9 protein-coding genes are annotated in these 19,379 nt (G+C 33.6%); all 9 read right to left on the bottom strand.

Features of this window, described 5'->3' with window-relative positions; genetic code table 11:
* Positions 1-27: 27 nt before the first annotated feature.
* The 9 genes from HNP35_RS12835 to HNP35_RS12795 all read right to left on the bottom strand — a co-directional run bounded on the left by HNP35_RS12835 (position 28) and on the right by HNP35_RS12795 (position 19,325).
* Complete coding sequence (locus HNP35_RS12835) at positions 28-2,583, bottom strand: M16 family metallopeptidase (RefSeq protein ID WP_184162564.1); 2,556 nt, start codon at positions 2,581-2,583, stop codon at positions 28-30.
* A 236-nt stretch (positions 2,584-2,819) separates the two neighbouring features.
* Positions 2,820-5,417, bottom strand: coding sequence for an alpha/beta hydrolase family protein (locus HNP35_RS12830; protein WP_184162560.1), 2,598 nt, complete (start codon positions 5,415-5,417; stop codon positions 2,820-2,822).
* Positions 5,418-5,441: 24 nt separating this feature from the next.
* Positions 5,442-7,418 (bottom strand): TlpA family protein disulfide reductase, encoded by a 1,977-nt coding sequence (locus tag HNP35_RS12825; RefSeq protein WP_184162557.1) that lies wholly within the window; start codon positions 7,416-7,418, stop codon positions 5,442-5,444.
* Between the two features lie 11 nt (positions 7,419-7,429).
* Positions 7,430-8,785 (bottom strand): RagB/SusD family nutrient uptake outer membrane protein, encoded by a 1,356-nt coding sequence (locus HNP35_RS12820; protein ID WP_184162554.1) that lies wholly within the window; start codon positions 8,783-8,785, stop codon positions 7,430-7,432.
* Between the two features lie 17 nt (positions 8,786-8,802).
* Positions 8,803-12,363 carry a SusC/RagA family TonB-linked outer membrane protein gene (locus HNP35_RS12815; RefSeq protein ID WP_184162551.1) on the bottom strand — a complete coding sequence of 1,187 codons (3,561 nt, stop codon included), beginning with the start codon at positions 12,361-12,363 and terminating at the stop codon, positions 8,803-8,805.
* A 177-nt stretch (positions 12,364-12,540) separates the two neighbouring features.
* Positions 12,541-13,593, bottom strand: coding sequence for a FecR family protein (locus tag HNP35_RS12810; RefSeq protein ID WP_184162548.1), 1,053 nt, complete (start codon positions 13,591-13,593; stop codon positions 12,541-12,543).
* 77 nt (positions 13,594-13,670) lie between these two features.
* Positions 13,671-14,216 carry an RNA polymerase sigma factor gene (locus HNP35_RS12805; protein ID WP_184162545.1) on the bottom strand — a complete coding sequence of 182 codons (546 nt, stop codon included), beginning with the start codon at positions 14,214-14,216 and terminating at the stop codon, positions 13,671-13,673.
* Between the two features lie 329 nt (positions 14,217-14,545).
* Positions 14,546-15,328: a 4'-phosphopantetheinyl transferase family protein gene (locus HNP35_RS12800; protein WP_184162543.1), complete on the bottom strand. Its 783-nt coding sequence runs from the start codon at positions 15,326-15,328 to the stop codon at positions 14,546-14,548.
* Entirely contained in the window at positions 15,315-19,325 is a 4,011-nt protein-coding gene (locus HNP35_RS12795; RefSeq protein ID WP_184162540.1) for a non-ribosomal peptide synthetase, read from the bottom strand. Before HNP35_RS12795 ends, HNP35_RS12800 begins: the two co-directional genes overlap by 14 nt.
* Positions 19,326-19,379: the final 54 nt, after the last annotated feature.

Below are 19,379 nucleotides of genomic sequence, written 5' to 3'. Positions count from 1 at the left end.
TGGTCAGTTTAAATTGAAAAGGAGTGGTCAGTTTGACCCGAAATCGGTGGTCACTTTATGCTGAAAAAGCGTGGTCAATTTGACCGCTTTTTCCAGATTACAGTCAAAGTTGATTTCTAGTGAAAACAATGGAGAAGGAGACTGTGATAAATCAGCTCCAACTTGTACGCCGTAACTGCCACCTTCTTCTTCACGAATGGTTTCTAAATAACGTTTAGTCAGCCATTCTGAAACCATATAACTTAAGATTTTATTCTTTTTAGAATACTCAACATCTTTGTTCTCTAAATGAAGATAAACCGTTGTTTTTGGCGTATCCATTGTTCTGAAAATTGTTTTTTCTGTTTTTCCGTCTTTCATGAAAATTTTATGATCAACGAATTTTTCTGTTTTTGGAGTTGATGGAATATTGCCTAAATAAGTATTAATTAAAGCAATATCTTTTTCAGAAATGTTTCCAACGAATAAAAAAGTAAAATCTCCTGCATTAGAAAAACGTTCGGTATAGAATTTCTTCGCTTTATTCAAATCAAAAGCGTTGATAAAATCTTGCGTTAATAACCAGTTACGTTTATTGTAATTACTGTTTAAAACAGAGATTGTATCGCTTAAAGCCTTTTGATTGTTGTTCTGAGCATTGTTTAACTTGTTTTGATACTGCTCTTTGATTTTGTCAAAAGTTGTTGTGTCAAATCTCGGATGTTGGAAATATAAATAAGTTAGCTGTAGTAAAGTAGTAAGCGATTCTTTGTTGCTGCTTCCGTTAAAACCTTCGTATAAACCACCAATATACGGACTTACACTAGCTGTTTTACCAGTAAGTTTCTTTTTTAAATCGGTAAATTTATAATCACCTAAACCAGAATATGCTGCTACAGCAGTTGCAATTTGTGTTGAAGGAAGATCTTGCCAGTCTGCTAAAGAATTTCCTCCTGCACTGTACGCAGAAAACAAAATTTGGTCTTTGCTTAATGTGGTTGGGTAAATAATCACTTTTGCTCCATTTGCCAAAGTATATTTTTTCGCATTTGCGAATGTTTTAATGTCTTCTGTTTTTACAATAGCTTTTTCCTTCAATTCATCTTTTACCAATGAAGCTGTAAGTTCTTCTTCTTTGTAAGGTTCTAATTTGCTGCTTGAAATGGTTTTCATCGCATTCCAATAGTCATTTGCTTCGGGGAATTTAGTTGCAGCATCTTCTGGAGCAGAAACCGATAAGATTAAGTTTTGTTTTGGTTCTAAAGTTCTAAAAGCGGTATTAATTTGCTGTAATGTAACTTTGTCCAAGAAATTATTCATCCATTTGTATTCCTCATCCATTGTCATAACTGGATTCGATTCTAAGAAATACATCTGTAATTGTTCTGCCCAAGATCCGTTGCTGATTTTATCTTTATTCGTTAGACGATTTTCATAACTGCTTCGCATTTTGGTTTTTAAACGATCCAATTCCTGTTGTGTAAATCCGTTTTGAATGGCTCTTTCAAATTCTCTGTAAGCTTCTGAAAAAGCTTCTAGAAATTTGCCTTTTTTAGGTGTAATATTCAATGAAAATTTGCTATCTAATCTAGAAAGATTGCTATTTGAAACGCCAAAAGACAAACCTGCTGTTTCATTATTAATAATATATTCTCCAAAACGAATATTCATTAATTGCATAGCAAGACTTTCCTGCATACTTTTAGTCATTTCTGCTTCGTCTTGTACTAATGGTTTTGGTTGCGTGTACGAAAGTGAAATTCCAGAGCGCTGTAACTCTTTGTCGGTTGCCAGAACATAACGGTTTTCTTTTTGCACCGGAATTTTTTCGTATTCTCTTTTGTTGATTTTCTTTGGAGTAGGTATCGAACCGAAAATCTCTTTAACCCTTTTTTCAATTAAAGCTGTGTCGATGTCCCCTACAATAACGACAGCCTGATTTTGCGGTTGATACCACTTTTTGTAATAATCTCTTAAAACCTGATATTTGAAATTATTGATGACATTCAAATCGCCAATTACATTTCGTTTTGCATATTTAGAACCTGCAAAAACTACTTTGTCAATTTTTTCTCCTGCTCGGTAATCTGCGTTTCTTCTGGTACGCCATTCTTCACGAATTACACCTCTTTCAGCATCGATTTCATTATTTGCTAAAAGTAGAGAACCTGACCAGTCGTGTAACACATACATGCAAGAATCCAATAAAGTTTTATTATCAGCAGGAACGTTACTGATGTTGTAAACCGTTTCGTCATAAGCGGTGTAAGCATTGATGTCTTTTCCAAAAGAAACACCTTGCTTTTCCAGCATATTGATAATTCCTTTTCCTTTAAAATGTTCTGTACCGTTAAAGGCCATATGTTCTAGAAAGTGCGCTAACCCGTCCTGATCATCATTTTCTAAAATAGCTCCTACATTTTGAACGAAATAAAAATCGGCTCTGTCTTTCGGCCATTCGTTGTGCATGATAAAATATTGCATTCCGTTTGGAAGCGTTCCGTGCACCACTTCTTTAGGTAACGGAAAAGTAGTTTTAAACTGCGCAGAAACCTGGGTTAATCCCAAGAATAAAAGATGCGCTACAATTAATTTTGCTTTCATTGTTGATAGTTATTGTTCTTTTTTTTGATTGAATTTTATTTTGAAAAGGGTATAAGAAGTTCCTGCTGTTCATTTGAAATCTTCAAAAAAACAGTTGTAATGGAACACGGATTAAACGGATTCGCTTTGCGAAAACGCGGATTTTACAGATAAAATATTTAAATTAAAATCCGTTTAATCAGCGTCTTCGCGATAGCGAATCAGTAAAATCAGTGTATAATTTTTTAAGGATTAAATTACATCCAGTCTGGTTTTGCTGAACCTTTTAAGTAGTAATCAAAATATTGCTGCATTTTGAGTGTCCAGTCTTTTCTGTTGCTGGCGTCGTCTAAAGTATGTCCTTCTTTTTTGTAGTTTATTAATAAAGCAGGTTTTCCTAAACGACGAAGTGCAAAGAATAAAGATTGTCCTTCCTGATATGGAACCGCGCGGTCATTATCATTATGGAAAATCAAAATTGGTGTTTTGATGTTTTTTGCAGAAAATAAAGGCGAGTTTTTAATGTATCCGTCCAAATTGTCATGCATTGAACTTCCCATACGGTATTGATCGGCTTCGTATTTAAACATTGTCGAAATACCGTTTGATCTCATTACAGGATAATTAGCAGTAAAGTTGCTTACGCCAGAACCCACAATCGCACAATTGAAAAGATCGGTTTTAGTTGTTAAGAAAGAAGTTTCGTAACCGCCAAAACTGTGTCCTTGAATTCCGATTTTACCTTTTTCAGTAATGCCGTTTGCAATTAAATATTCAACACCGCTCATGACATCATTGTAAACACTGTTTCCGACATCGCCGTAAACATAATGTACGTCTGGCTGAAACACGATATAACCTCTGCTTAAGTAACTTGGAATATTAATATTCGAAGAACTTAATTCTGGCAATTGATACGTATTAAATTCTGTTGTATGTTTTTCGTAGAAATGAACAATTACAGGATATGTTTTTTTACTGTCATAATTGTCTGGAAGATATAGATTTCCTTGGTTTTCTTTTCCGTTGAATGTTTTCCAAGTCAATACTTTTGCAGTTCCCCAAGCATATTCTTTTTGCTGCGGATTGATATCTGTAATTTTAGATTGTGATCCAAAACTTGATGTTCCCCACCATAAATCTGGGAAAATGGTATAGCTTGATTTTGAAAATAAAACACTTGAATTATCTCCAGAAACTGCTTCAATTCGAACATTATACGCAGGATTTGCAAATACTTTAGTTACCGAATTATTATTTGTTAGTTTATAAACGCCTTTCGATTTATGATCGAAATCAAAACCTGTTAAAGTAACCGTTTTCTTTTGATCTAAATCACCAATAAATCCTTCTTCTCCATAGCGAAGTTCCACTTTGTTTTTTCTTCCGTAACCTTGAGATAGAGAATAAGCTTTTTTCTGATTCGTAAGATCGATTGCCCACAAATCAAACTGATCGTATAAAACAACAGTATTTCCATTGTTTAACCAGCCCGCAATTCCGTAAGCAGTATTCGCCGCTTTCATATCTACATTATCATCTGAAACTGGAAAAGGAATCTGTGAACTGATGTTTTTAAACTGCATTGCTGCTGGATCAAAAACGGTCCAAACTTTTTGTTTTTCGTCATACATAACCGCAAAACTTCCTTGTGGATTCCAAGTTATACCTCCAAAAACGCCTGTAAGTATTTTAGTTGATTTACCTGTTGTAGCATCAATCCAATAAATATCGCTTCTTTCGTTAAAAGTCCAGTCGACTTCTATCGTATACGGTTTTTTATCAATAGCAAAAACACCTTTGTAATTTCTAGATTCTGGAATTAAAACTTGATCAAATTCGCCAATAGAAGCAACTTTAATTACTTTTTTATTTTGGATATCGTAAACGAATTTTGGCTCGCTTGGAAGCGTTTTAGAATTTCTTAATAATTCCTGTCTACGTTCCATTGTCCCTTGGTCGTATTTCCAGATTTCAATATTCGATTTTGGAATCTGTGTATTTTCAGGACGTTTATTAGAGTTTACCACTAACGAAATTAGATTGCTATTTTCATTTAACGAATATGCCACTCTTGAAATCGTGAAATTAGGATCGTTTAAAGTTATTTCATCATAATTGAATAAAACTTTAGTCGAATTATTGTTTAGATTAAAGTAGTAAACCATGTTGAAATCAGCGCTGTTTGCACCTTTTAAAGTAAAAGTTCCGCCGTTTTCTTTTTCATTCAATTGAAAATCTCCAAAATCTGATGCTTTCCCGCTATAAACCGTTTCTTGTTTTCCGCCGATTGCTCCGTGTTTTAGAAAGATTTGATCATTTTCGATTTGTACGTAAACGATAGATTTGTTCTTTAAAAAACGAGAAGATTTAATATTGCTAACAAAAGTACTATCGTTACTTTCTAAGTTATAACAAACCAAACGCTGTAAAAAGATTTTTCCTTTTGGAGTTTCTGGACGTGTGTAATATAGGAAATCTGTTCCTTCAAGAACATTAGTGTAATGTTTGCTTTTCCAAAGTTTTTTTGCGCCTGTTTTTAGGTTTTGCAAAAGTGTACTGTCTTTTTTATTGTATTGAATCCAGTCTTTTTTTCCGATAAATTTTAAATCGGAGATATTTTCCAGCACCAAACGTTTTCCTTTTGGAGCTTCCTGAATAATAATCTGCTTTTTGTTTTCTTTTTCTTCATCCTGAAAAACGGTGCTGTAAGACATCCACTTTCCATTATAAGAAATAGATTTGCTATTAATTCTTTGCCATGATTGGTAAGCCGATTCGTCTACTGCTTTTTTCTGTGCAGATAAACTATGCGCACTCAAAGCGAGTGCACATAGTAAAACTATTTTTTTCATATTTTTTTGATTTTCAAGAAGCAATTATTCGTTCTTTAAAGCGTTGATAACGTTTGTAAGTTCGTCAACCAATTGTCCTGGGTTTCCAGAATATCCTTCAGACGTAAAACGGATTTTTCCGTCTTTAATAACCACTTTTCTTGGAATACCGCTTGATTTAAAGATTTGAGCATAGTTGGTAAACGAAGCGTTATTTGTTCCTCCGCCTTTTTTAACCAAATCAAAATAGGTATTGATTTTTAAACCTTTTTCTTTTAGATAAGCTAAAGCTTCTTTTTTGTAACCTTCTTTCGTTTCTTGCGTGCTTATAAAATACACTTCAACTTGTTTGTCATCTTTAAAGTTATTCACCAATTGTTGCATCGCAGGGAAAGCTTTTTTGCAAGGTCCGCACCAAGTTGCCCAAAAATCGATTACGATAATTTTACCGCTATTTAAAGCCAAATCTTTTGTTTTTCCGTCAGCAGACTGCACTTTAATTGCTGGAGCAGCGATATCGATCAGAGCGATTTTTTCTTCAGTTTTGTTTTCTTTTTTCAACTGCTCTAGATAAGCAGGAAAATCAGCTTCTTTTTTGCCTTCTTTTAAATAAATTTCTTTTAGCTTAGCCGTTGCACCTTCTGATAAAGTATTGGCTCTTGCCGCATTTTTCAAAACTTCAATAATTGGTTTATTGAATGCTTCTAAAGCTTTAATATGAATGTCGTTTACACTAGCTTTTTCGTAACGTTTTTCGAAAGGAAGCAAAGCAAAAGTCTCTAAAACTTCGTTGTATTTTTTCAGCATATCGTACATACGAATCTGAATTACCAATTCGTTGTTAAGCTGATTTTTTGCATTTTCTGTCGCCTGATTTGGGGACCAGTAAATTCCTTGCATATACGACATATCGTTTACTTTCTGTTGCATCAGTTTAATAATCGGAACAGCCATCGTTTCTATAGTTGCCGCATCAACAGTTTTTAAATACAATGCTTTAGAAATATTCTGGTGGTATGCATCATTAAGATTAGCAAAGTTCATATTAGGAATCATTGCTAAAATCGTTTTGTAATCTTTGTTTTCGAAATAGTAAGTAAACTGCATTTTTGCAATATTATCATAGAAATACTGCTGCGATGGCGGAACTTCAGAATTGTATGGGAAATCAGCCAAAAACTGTGTCATTACTTTGTTTCTTTCTGTAGCGTCGGCAATCGGCATAATTTTTTGATATGCTTTTTGTCTTACAAAAGCTCCTTTTGGAAATTGTTTTGTGATTACAGTTTCAAGAGAATCAGCCTTTGTTTTGTTCTTTAAATCAAATAAATAAATATGATGCACTTTTGTGTACACTTCTTCAGGAAGACCTTTCATGTTTTTTGTAAAATCTCCTAAAAATTTGCTTCCTAATTCCTCAAATTTCTCAGGTTTTTGTTTTTTCAATACATTGAAGTAAGTGTCAAAAAACTCAGGAAATCTGTTTCCATTATCTTTTACTTCTTTCTTTAACCAATATTCTGTAGCATCTCCATCAATAGAAAAATCTTTGAAATAACCGCCAAACTGGCCATTAAAGTCCTTATTTCTAAAAGTTGCCCAAGCCAAATCTGCTCCTGGCATTTTTACTTTTGGTTCTTTAAAAGCAACCAGCATGTATCCAGTATCTTGATTTGTATCAGTCACTAATCCATTTTCGGTATTGCCATAGAATTTAAAAGCCATGAAAGCACAGTTTTTTGGAACTGTAAAATCGGCGCTGTAAACAGCGCCATTTTTTTTCACTTTAAGATCTTCGATTTCCCATCTGTAATCATTGAAAACATAAGCGTAACCGCTGATATTTTTCACATTTTCTAATGGTCCACCTTTTGGATCATAAGTCATACTGAAAGTTGCTCCTGGAATTGGAACGTCTACCATTCCTTGTAATCTGGATTTAACTTCTTGACTTGTAACTTGTAAGGTAAAGGCGCAGAAAGCCAATACCAATAATTTGATATTCTTAATTTTTGTAAACATTGTAAGTTTTTTTATTTCCCTAACTCTGGGCTTAGATCGATATAATTTTGATTGATTGGGAATACGTATCCGTCGCTGTTAGGAGCTAAAGTGTAGGTTGTTCCTTTAAAAGTTCGTGTGTATGTTTTCTGAAAAGCTGGGTCTAAGTTTAATCTTCGCTGATCAAACCAACGGAAACCTCTTCCGATAAATTCTTTTTGTCTTTCTGTTAAAACAAGATTTAAAGCTTCGATATTTGTTGTTGCGCTTACCTGATACGCAGTATTAGCTTTGTATCTTTTTGCTCTTAAAATGTTCAAATATTCAACTGCTTTTTGCGGTTGCCCACCTCTTGCATAACATTCGGCAGCAATTAAATACATTTCAGGAACAGAAACTCCAATATTAATTCCGTTTGTATAACTGTAGGTGTATATTCCAAAACCTCGTCCAGTGTAAGTAGGATAGAAGCTAGTTCCTGCGGCAGTGTAATAATTGTAACGTAAATCATTAGCATTAAAACTATTCAATAATTCTGTAGATAATGGAGCTCCGTTATAAGTTAAAAGCAGTGTTTTAGAAAATATAACTTCGGGATTCTGGATTAAAACAGGGTAGCTATATGCTGTCGCAAATGATTTTAAATCTATTAAGCCACTTTGCATCTGTAAAGCTTTCTCAGCATTTTCAAGACTTAACTGATATTGTCCCATCAACAAATAAGTTCTAGCAAGCAATGCATAAACGGCTCTTTTTGATGGAAGCACATTGAATTGAGGATCGTTCTGAATGTCATTTTCCAAAGCGCTTTTTAAATCAGAAATAATTTGATCGTAAACTTGCCCAACAGTACTTCTTTCTAAAGAAGAAAACAATTCTGGTTTTAATAATATCGGAACTGCTTTTTCTGAATTGGCAGAATTAGGATCGAATTGAGGACCGTAAGTATTAACTAACTGCAAATACGCAAATGCTCTATGTACGAAAGCTTCGGCATAGATTTCTTTTTTTTCTGCATCAGTTCCTTTTTCGCTGCCCATTACACCATCAAGAATTACATTACTGTAATAAACGGCTTTGTATAATCCTGTCCAATCCGAATCGCCTTGAGAAGGATCGTAAATTCTATCTTGCCAAGTGTAGCTGTTACCCCAAATTGTAGTAACTCCATTTTGATAAGTTGTTGGAAATTCAACATCTGCATTAGCAATAAGATAAATTCCGCCAGAAGCCGTCATGTCATTATAATTGTTTGCTAAAGCTCTGTAATCTGAGGTGTATTTTAAAATTCTATTGTTTCCAACCTGATCAACTTCAACATAATCTCGGCATGAGTTTAATAAAAGTAGAGGAAGGAATATATATAATGTGGATTTTAGAAATTTCATAAGTCTATTTTTTAAAATTAAAAACTTAAATTAAACTGTAATGTATAGTTACGTTGCGGTGCAAGCGTATTATAGTTACCGTTTGACAAATATTGCGGATCGATTCCTAAATCATTCTTAGCCCATAATAATCCTAAATTTCTTGCCGCAAAATTGAAACTTAATGACTTAATAAATGTTTTTTGTAAGTATTCTGATGGTACATTATAGCCTAATGAAACTTGCTGTAATCTAACGTTATCAGCTGACAGCACATTTATATCAGCATATTGATAGCGGTTTAAACTGTTGTAGCTAATGTTTGCCAAACCAGGAACGTTTGTAGTAGCTTCATCTCCAGCTTGTCTCCAACGTTCAGCAACTAATTCGTCTTTTGCAACAGCTCCATATTGTACTCCAGAATACGAAGGATAATTTTGTAAAACTGTATTTCTAAATACATGCCCTGCGTAATATGTAATCTGAACGCCTAATCTGAAATTTTTAAAAGAGAAATCATTCATAAATCCACCGAAATAAGGTGCAAAAGTGGTTCCCATTTTTTTCAAATCGTCTTTGTCAATTGAAGCAATACCTTGAGTAGAAGTAACAATTGTTCCGTCTTTTTTGTAAACTTGAGATTGTCCCGTTGCATCTAGTCCTGCCCATTGGTAAGCATAGATTGTTCCGATACTGTTTCCAACCATTGGTGATGAACCAAAATACTGATTGGTGCTGTTTAGTACATAACGAGAATCTGTTACTTCGTTTGTATTATAAGAGAAATTTAAATTACTGTCCCATTTAAAACTAGAATTGATAATAGTTCCCGAAAGAGAAAAATCTACACCATGTCCTTTTAAAGTTGCAGTATTATAATTTACATAAGACCAACCGTAAGTTGGGTTGAAAGGCAAGTTTGCTAAAATATCTTCTGTTTTTTTATAGTATAAATCAACACTTCCGCGTAAGCGATTATTGAAAAAACCGAAATCTAAAGCGTAATTCAACGTTGTTGTTGTTTCCCATTTAATTTCTGGATTTTCTGGTATAGATATAGAGGCTGTTGGCAATTGAGTATTAAAATCAATAGATCCAATACTAATGACAGGACTTTGGCTTCCGAAACCACCACCAGGCGCACTTCCACCAACACCGTAAGTAACTCTGATAGCTAAATTGCTCAACCAGCTTACATCACTCAAGAAAGATTCTTTACTAACATCCCATTTACCTCCAGTGGACCATAATGGTAAAGCTCTATTTTTTCTTGAAGCTCCTAATAAGTTAAAATCGTCAAAACGAACACTTCCTGAAATGTGGTAACGGTTCATGAAATCATAAGAAGCCAAACTGTAATAAGATAAATAACGACTTCTAGATTTACTAATGCTATTGTCAGAAGTTCCGATCATACTCTGCCATCCATAAACAGTATTGTAATAAACTGTAGGGTTTACAGATTGTCCAGAGTTAGTATCGATATTGTAGCCATAATATCTTTGGCTTGAGCCTTCTCTGCGTTCTTCTCTAACTTCTGTACCTGCTAAGAAATGTAAACTGTTATTGTCGTTAAAATTCTTATTGATATTCATTTGAAAACGCATACTCTGATTATCGTTAGTTGCATTTGTATTATACAAATAAGATCCCAACGGTATACCATAAACCAGTTTTCCAGCTGTATTAACAGATGTTGCCTGATTAATCATGTTTCGTGTATAATAACTGTCTAATTCACTCAACGATTTGGTTTTGTTGGTGATTGAAGTATACATTCCAGACGCTTCAAAATTTAACCAGTTTGTAACTGTAGCTGTTAAACTCGCATTTAATCTGATGTTAGCTCCTTTGGTTATTACGTTAGAGTAATTTAGTTCGTCTAAATAATTATAAGACCAAGGCAAATATCCTTTTGCTTCAAATGCTTTTGATACTTCTGGTCTGAAAAGAAAATAACGATCGATTCCATTTCCGTTTTCATCAGCAATCATATCGTAAGGACGCAAAGCTGTAGCCGATACATTTGACAATGCTTCATTGGCAACCGTATTAGTTTGATAAGTCGTTGGAACGTAATTAACTCCTGTATTTAATTTTAAGAAACTTTTTAACTGAAAAGAGTTATTTAAAGTAATGTTATAAGATTGAGAATCATTTCCGTTCATAGCAGCCTGATCTTTATTATAACCTAAAGACAAATAATAAGTGCTTTTTTCGTTTCCTCCGTTTATGGACAAATCATATTGTGTTGTAACAGAGTTTCTTAGTAAATATCTGTTTATCTGTCCCAAATTATCATTTTGTCCCAATTGGCTTAACAATTGATCTCTTTGAGCTACAGTGATTTCGCCTCTTTTTTGTCGAAACATAATTTCTTGTGCAGCACTTGGATTAGCAGCCTGCCAGTTTGAGATATTATCAACAACGAATCCGCCATTTACAAGATCTTTTTCGTAATCAATATATTGAGCCGTATTCATAACGCGAAGTTTGCTCAAATCTATTTTCTCTCCGATACTTGTAGTGGTATTAAAACTGATTGTTGGATCGCCTTTTTTTCCTTTTTTAGTTGTAATTACAATAACACCATTGGCAGCCATCGATCCCCAAATAGAACTAGCAGCGGCATCTTTTAATACGGTTATATTCTCAACATCATCTGGATTGATATAACTTAAAATAGAAGCTCCTGGCACTCCTCTTCTAGAAAAAGCAAAATCTTCTCTAGATTGTGGAAAACCATCAATTACGATTAAGGGAGATCCTGTTCCACTAAAACTATTGGTTCCTCTAACACTGATAGTTCCCGTTCTTGGATCAACATTTACACCAGCCATTTTTCCTTCCAATCTAGACTGAATGTCTACTGTTGGAACTTCGGCTAGTTCTTTCGCTGTCATGACTTCGATAGCTCCCGTAACTCTTTCTTTCGGAATATCTGTGTAACCATTAGAAGGAGGAATTTCTACAGAATGAAGTTCCATAACATCTGGAACAAGCGTGGCGTCGATAACTCTTTTATTATTAACAGCAATTGTAACAGTTTTGTAACCTAAAGAGCTGAAAACAATGGTGTCGTAAGGCGAAACTCTCATTCGGTAATCACCTTCTTTTCTGGTAATATCCCAAGTTTGTTTTCCTCTTAAGACTACGTTTACGCCAACAAGCGGCAAACCTTTTTTATCGGTTACTTTTCCAGTTAATTCGTATTCTAGTTGTTCTGCTTTCTTTTTATTTCTTTTTACAACAACTTGTTTATCAATAATATCATAAGTCAGATTATTGCTTTTTAAAGCATTGTTTAAGATTTCTTCTATAGTAGCATCTTTGTCCAATGTAATGGTATTGGCAGATTTTAAAACATCATCATTATAGAAGAAGACATAATTAGTCTGTTTTTCTAAAGTAGAAAAAACCTCAGTCAGTGGCGTGTTCTTGAAACGAACATGTATTTTATTTTGTCCTAAAGAAGGGTTCGCATATAAACTACACATACTTATCCAGATAAATGCAGTAACAGATCTCATAAGCAGCAGATATAGGTAATAGTGGTATCGTCCAGAAAAATACTTTTCTGAATTATGTTTTTTATTCATAATTTTGTTTTGAATTTAAGAGATAGTCAATTAGCGTTGACTACAGTTCTACAATGCCAAAAGATGGTTCCAACATCTTTTGGTTTTTTTTTTGGTTAGTTTTTACAAATAAGGTTGATATGTTTATTTTTGGCTTTATATCATAGGCAGTTACGGTTTTTGAATTGATTTTTTTATTTATTTAATTGTAATAGTTCTTTGGTTTGCGTTAACAGTACAGCTGTTATTGGTAATACTTGACAATGTATTTGCCAGCGAATTAAGGTTTTCATTTAAGGCAAAAGATCCCGAATAATTAGCGTCTAAATTCAAGTTTGCACCTTTGATGAATTCTATTTTATAATATTTTGAAAGCTTGCCCAAAATGGTATTCAATGACTGGCTTTTGAAAGTGAAATAACCTTCTCTCCAAGACAGAATCGAAGCAACATCTTTTCTTTCTACTTTTAATTGTTTTTTGTCTTTATTGATTGTAGCAATCATTCCAGGCGTTAAGTCTTCCTGAATTTCTTTACTGCTCAGCAATCCTTTTTTATTGTAAGTAATTCTAACTTTTCCTTGCAATAAAGCAGTTTGAACCGTTTCGTCTTCCGGATAAGAACTCACATTGAAAACTGTTCCTAAAACGCGAACATTGCATTCTTTTGTTTTTACAAAAAATGGTTTGGCTTTGTTATGAGCTACGTCAAAAGCTGCTTCACCAGTAAGATATACTTCACGAATTGATCCATCAAATTGAGTTGGATAAATTAGCGAAGAACCAGAATTTAACCAAACAGTCGTTCCGTCCGTCAAAACGATTTGTGTTCTTTTTCCGTAAGGAACTCTAACCGTATTGAAAGAAGCGCTGTTGGAATTGGTATTGATTGCTTGTTCTCCAACCGTAACTTTTTTACCATTTTTTCCATAACTAATAACAGAACTGTCTTCTACAGCAATCGTTTTTTGATCTTGCATTACAAGAGAAATATTCTCTAAGTCTGCATTAGATTCTGTTGTTAATCCTTTTTCAGCAAAAAGCTCTAAATCTGTTTTTGGTTTGCTTTCTGGAGTTCGGTTTAGAAATAATCCGGCTAAAAGTGCTACACTCGCAGCTGCAGAAAAGGCGATTAATCTTTTCTTTTTTCTGCGTTTGGCTTCTTTTTGTTTCAGTTCGATTAAACCATGAAGAATTTGATTCTTTAAAGAATCTTTTTCTTCATTCGATATATTATTAAAATTAATTTGCAAGGCGATGTTTTTTATGGGGTATATATTTCTATAGAGAACAACTCTTTAGAAACATAGACAAAAAAAATAACCTTTTTTTAAAGTTTTTTTCTGAGTTCTTTCAAACATCTGTATATCAGTGTTCTACAAGACTCGATAGAAATGCCTAAAATAGAAGCAATTTCTTCATATGGTTTGTCTTCATTGAATCTGTAGAACAATGCTTTGCGCTGTTTTTCGGTAAGTTCCTGCATTGCAAAAGCCAGTCTGGAGTTTATGGCTGTATTATTTTCTTGTTCGATTATAGAGTCTTCAAAAGAAAGTTCTTTTAGTATAACTGAATCGTAATCAGTGTTTAAAGAAAATATTTTTTGTGCAGCTTTATGTTTTTTTAAAACGTTTCTCTGTGTGATTTTAAATAAATATGATTTTACATTTACATTTTCGGCCAAACCGCTTCGGTATTTGTAAATGTCTAAAAATACATCATGAATGGCATCTTTAGCTAAAGATTCTTCGTTAGTATATTGTAAAGCGAAAGTAAGTAAAACATCAGCATAGATATCATACAGCTTCTCAAAGGCGTTAATATCGCCTTTTTTAATCTGTTGCCATAAAAAGATATCTGTCGTGGTATTCTCCATTTAAGGAATAAAATTGCTTTTGTTTTTTGAAACAAATCTATAACTTTTATCAGTAAAAGGAATAATTTTTCAATTAATTCGCATGATTTTGAAAGATATGGTCAAAATAATGGCGATTATTTTGTTAAAATTGGTTTTTGGATTCTTTCGTGAATAGATAGCATTCTTAAAAGCGAAATAGAAAAAACGATATAGTTTTAATTTAACATAAAAGTTGAAAAAATACTTTTGAAGAAAAACAATTGGAATTGTGAAATTTTAAGCAAAAAGCCACTTGATGAAGTGGCTTTTTTAGATCTGATATTTTTTTCTTGTATTTAGAAATATTTCTATTTGACCATTTCTAGTAGTGCAAATATGTTTTGTGAGACATTGTACAAATTTATGTTTACAGCTGTTGTTGGCAAACCTTCAAAAGCTATAGCTCCTAAATAATCATCATCAAGATCAAAACTTCTTACTTGCCAGTTTTGAGAGTTTTTTATTAAAGAAAATTCAAGATCATGTTCGCCGTCTAAGCAAGGTATGAATTTAAAATCTTCATCAATACCTTTTCCTAAGGCTTTAACAAAGGATTCTTTGCGTGTCCATAAAGTGTAGAAAGTATTTTTTTTATCACTGGCATTCTGAATTATTTGCGTTTCATTATCATTAAAAACATCTGGCAGCATACTGGTAAAGTTGAAATCTTTACTCATGTATTCAATATCTAGCCCTACTTTTTTTCTAGAAACTGCAATTGTTGCAAAATCTTCTGAGTGCGAAATATTGAAATGAAGCCACGGATGAGAGGCTAAATAGGGTTTTTTATTAAAATCATAATCAAGATAAATGTTTTTGATGTTCAGTTTTGTATAAGCTGCTAAAATGAGCTTCAATATAGATCGGTAGATGACGAATCTATCTTTATCAATTTCTTTATAAAATCTTTTGACTCTTTTGAGTTCAACAGAATTAAGAAATTGCGACAGATCAGATTTCATTTCCATGAAATTGGGTAAATAGATTGTGTAAATAACAATATCGTCACTATCTAAAGAATACCCTTTTTCTGGAATAAAATCAACACCTTTTATCTCTAAAAACGAAATAGAGAGCTTAGAGGTTTTCATGGTTTTCATCTAAAATATCTTGAAGTAATCGCGCTAAAACTTTATCATTTGGCGGAGCAACAATGTTGAGGTGATTTCCAGAAATATTATGAATTGTAACGCCACCTAAAGCCGCTTTTTTCCATCCTAAATGCGTTGGATCTAATTTGTAATTATCATCATCTTTTGATCGGAATAAATCCACTCTAAAGTTTTGGGGCTTAAGATGGTAGAGATCGACAATTTTTTTCACCATACGATCGGCTTCAATAAATTGTTGCAAGGCTAATTCTTCTTGTTCTGTCATTTCTACTTTTTTTCCGAAATGTCTTTGCAAGATATATTCTCGTTTTCCGTTGATACGCATTTTAAAAGCTTTCCAGCTTAATAGCATTTCTTTTAAAAAGTCTATTCTTTTATGCGTCAAATCAAAGTATCTAACAAGCTGTTTTCTTCTGTAACTTCCATAATAATATGAAGAGTCAAGATAAGAATCGAGTAGGCCAGTTAAACTTACTTCTTTTCCTCTCTCTTTCAACTGACGTGTCATTTCAAAAGCTACAATACCTCCAAATGAAAAACCAGCCAAAGCATAAGGACCTTTCGGATTTACTTTGATAATGGCATCAATATAATGTGAAGCCATAGCTTCAATAGATTCATACCAGCCGTCAAAGCCTTTTGGTTTCGTACCTTGAATTCCGTATATCGGCTGATCTTCATCAAAATGTTTGCTCAGATTCATGAAGTTTAAAACATTCAATCCCGCTCCGTGAATAATGAAAAGAGGCACTTTGTTTCCAGCAGGTTTTATTGGTACCAAACAGTCTGAATAAATTTCAGTTCCTGTATTTAATAATTTAGCAAATTTTTCAACTGTTGAATATTTGAAAAGAGAAGATAGCGGAATTCGGATTCCAGTGTGTTTTTCGATTTCAATCATCACTTTTACACCTTTGATGGAATGTCCTCCCATTTCAAAGAAATCACTGAAAATATCAATATTTTCCAGATTCAAACTTTCTTTCCAGATAGTCGCTACGATATTTTCTTCTTCGGTACGTGGCGCAGTGTAAATGATTTTTTTATTGGCTTTGTATTTTCCTAATTCTTTACGATCAATTTTACCGTTTAAAGTTGTTGGTATTTTTTCGATTATATTAAAATCGTGAGGAATTAATTGCGCTGGTAATCGAGTAGTCAAAGCTTCGCGCCAAGTTGGAATTTGAGCTTCAGCTTCTTCTATACTTGATTCTGGAACAATGTGAGCAATTAAGAAATTTTCATCTGCCAATACTACCGCAGTTTTTATTCCGCCTAACAATAATAAAGCTTGCTCAACTTCTCCTGGTTCTATACGATGACCTCTAATTTTAACTTGCTGATCTAGACGTCCTAAGCATTCTATTTCATTGTTAGAAAGTAATTTTCCTAAATCACCTGTGCGATACATTATATCTTCGTTCTTATCAGAAAATTTATTAGGAATGAATTTTTCTGCTGAAAGTTCTGGCCTGTTCCAGTATCCTTTTGCAACTCCGTCACCACCAATTACAATTTCTCCAATATTTCCTGGAGCTACAAGTTGACCTTGATTGTCAATTAAATAAATTTGAGTATTTCCGATTGGTTTTCCAATGGTTATCAATTTATCTTCGGCTTTAATTTGTTTTACAGAAGACCAAATAGTGGTTTCTGTAGGGCCGTAAACATTCCAAAGACTATCACATTTCGATAAAAGTTCGTTTGCAAGATCTGCTGGCATTGCTTCGCCACCGCATAATGCTTTAAGAGGCATTTTTTCTGACCATCCAGAATCTAAAAGCATTGACCAAGTTGTTGGCGTAGCTTGCAAGAAATTGATTTTTTCTTTTTTTACTAAGTCAAGTAAAAGTCTTCCGTCTCTCGCTGTTTCATGATCTGCTAAAATTAATGTAGCTCCTTTCATAAGTGGTAAATAGAGCTCTAATCCAGCGATGTCAAAAGAGATAGTTGTGATAGAAAGTAATCGGTCATTTTCATCAATGCCTGGTTCTAATGACATACTGCACAGAAAGTTTACCAAGTTTTTATGGGTAATAGGAACTCCTTTCGGATTACCTGTCGATCCAGATGTATAAAGAATGTAGGCATTATTTTCTGAATTAACCATAAAAGGAAGTGGCAATGTAGAATATTGATCTAATGCTTCTACTGCATCTTCTATAAAAAGTGTCTGCGGCCATGAAGGCAAAGCGGCAAATAATGTTTTGGTTGTTAGCAAAACTCTCGCATTAGAATCTGTGAGCATAAATTCTAAACGCTCTTTTGGGTAATCTGGATCTAATGGCAAATAAGCTGCGCCACATTGCATAATAGCAAGTAGTGCATAAACCAATTCTGGACTTCTTGGGAAAGAAACGGCAATAAAATCGCCAGATTGAACGCCTTGATCTTTCAGGTAATGCGCCATTTGGTTTACCTTTTCATGCAATTCTTTATAAGTAGTTTTTATATCATGGAATTCTACGGCTGTTTTAGTTGGAGTAATTTCTGCTTGTTTTCTAAGTAACTCTGTTAAAGTTACATCTGGATAGGCCATTTCAGTACTATTTAGCGTTGTATAATCTGCTAAATAATTGCCGCCCACAATTTCAGATAACGGACTTGTAGGACTAGCAATGACTTCTTTAATGATTTCTTCAAAAGAAGCCATCATTTTGGTTATGGTTTCTGGTTTGAATAACGTGGTGTTATAAGTCCACTGAAACGAAGGTCCGCTTTTTGCTCTAAAAATATGAAGCTGAATCTCAAACGTTCCATATTCTCTAGGATTTGGTTTAAAACTATGGTTAAGACCAGTATATGAAAAGTCATCTTCAATAGTTCTGCTCAAATCAACGGTAAGTATAACAGGCACCAACGGAATTCTAGAAGGATCTCTCGCAATGGCGAAGCTCTTTAAAAGATGTCCAAAAGTAACTTGCTGATGCTCGTAAGCATCAAACAACTGCGTATTTCTTTGTTTTAAATAATCTAGGAAACTAATATCAGAATTGATTTTACTACGTAAAGGAAGTAAGTTTACGCAATCTCCAATCAATTGTTTCATGCCATATAATGTATTTCCAGATGAAGGAAATCCAACTACTAAATCATTTTGACCAGTAAGTTTACATAAAAAAATCTCAAATGCGGCAAGCAAAGTGGTTACTAAACTACTTCTGGATTTTATTCCGATATCTTTTAATTCACTAATAATATCATCATCAAAAGAAAAATCAAGGCGACTGCTATTATAGGTTCTTAACGAAGGTCTTACAAAGTCTAGAGGCAACTCAATTGTTGGAACAGATTCTTTATAAATGTCAATCCAAAAATCTTCTAAAGGTTTGCAATCACTGCTTTCCATAAGAGAATTGATCTTTTCGGCAAACTCACTAAATTTTTCTGGAGCAGGCAGATCAAATTCTTTGTTTTCAATATAAGCAGAATATAATACCCCAAGTTCTTCTAAAATGATGTCTATACTTAGTCCATCGCCCACAATATGATGAATTGTCAATGTTGCTATCGTTTCAAACTCATCAATTTTTAGCAAATTAACTCTAAATAATGGACCATTTACGAGATCAAAAAGATCGCTGACTTGCTCTCTAATATGCTTGTCTATAGCAGATTCTTTTTCATTTGAAGCTACTCCCGAAAGATCATTTTTCGAAACTTTGACATTATAGTCACTGTAAATACACATAAATCGACCGTCTGGACTAAAGGAAGCTCTAAGCGCTTCATGACGATCTATTAAAGTTTTTACAGCTCTCTCAAAAATCTCAATTATTAAATTCCCTTTAAAATTGATTGAGACAGATAAGTTGTACGCTTTGTTAGCGTCGCTTCCTCCAAAAAGGCAATCAGACCATATTTCCTGTTGCGAATTTGTGGTATGAATTACTCTTTCAATTTCAGGTGAAAATGGATTAAATTGAATTTCAGTTTCAGTTTCCATTTCTATTTGTATTTGAGGTTGATTTTTCATTTTGCTCCTATTTTAAATATAATTGCAACTTTCATTGACAATTTAAAATACTAT

It is taken from the genome of Flavobacterium notoginsengisoli (genome assembly GCF_014207905.1).
Classification (GTDB): Bacteria; Bacteroidota; Bacteroidia; order Flavobacteriales; family Flavobacteriaceae; genus Flavobacterium; species Flavobacterium notoginsengisoli_A.
This window is presented reverse-complemented; position numbering and strand designations above follow the sequence as displayed.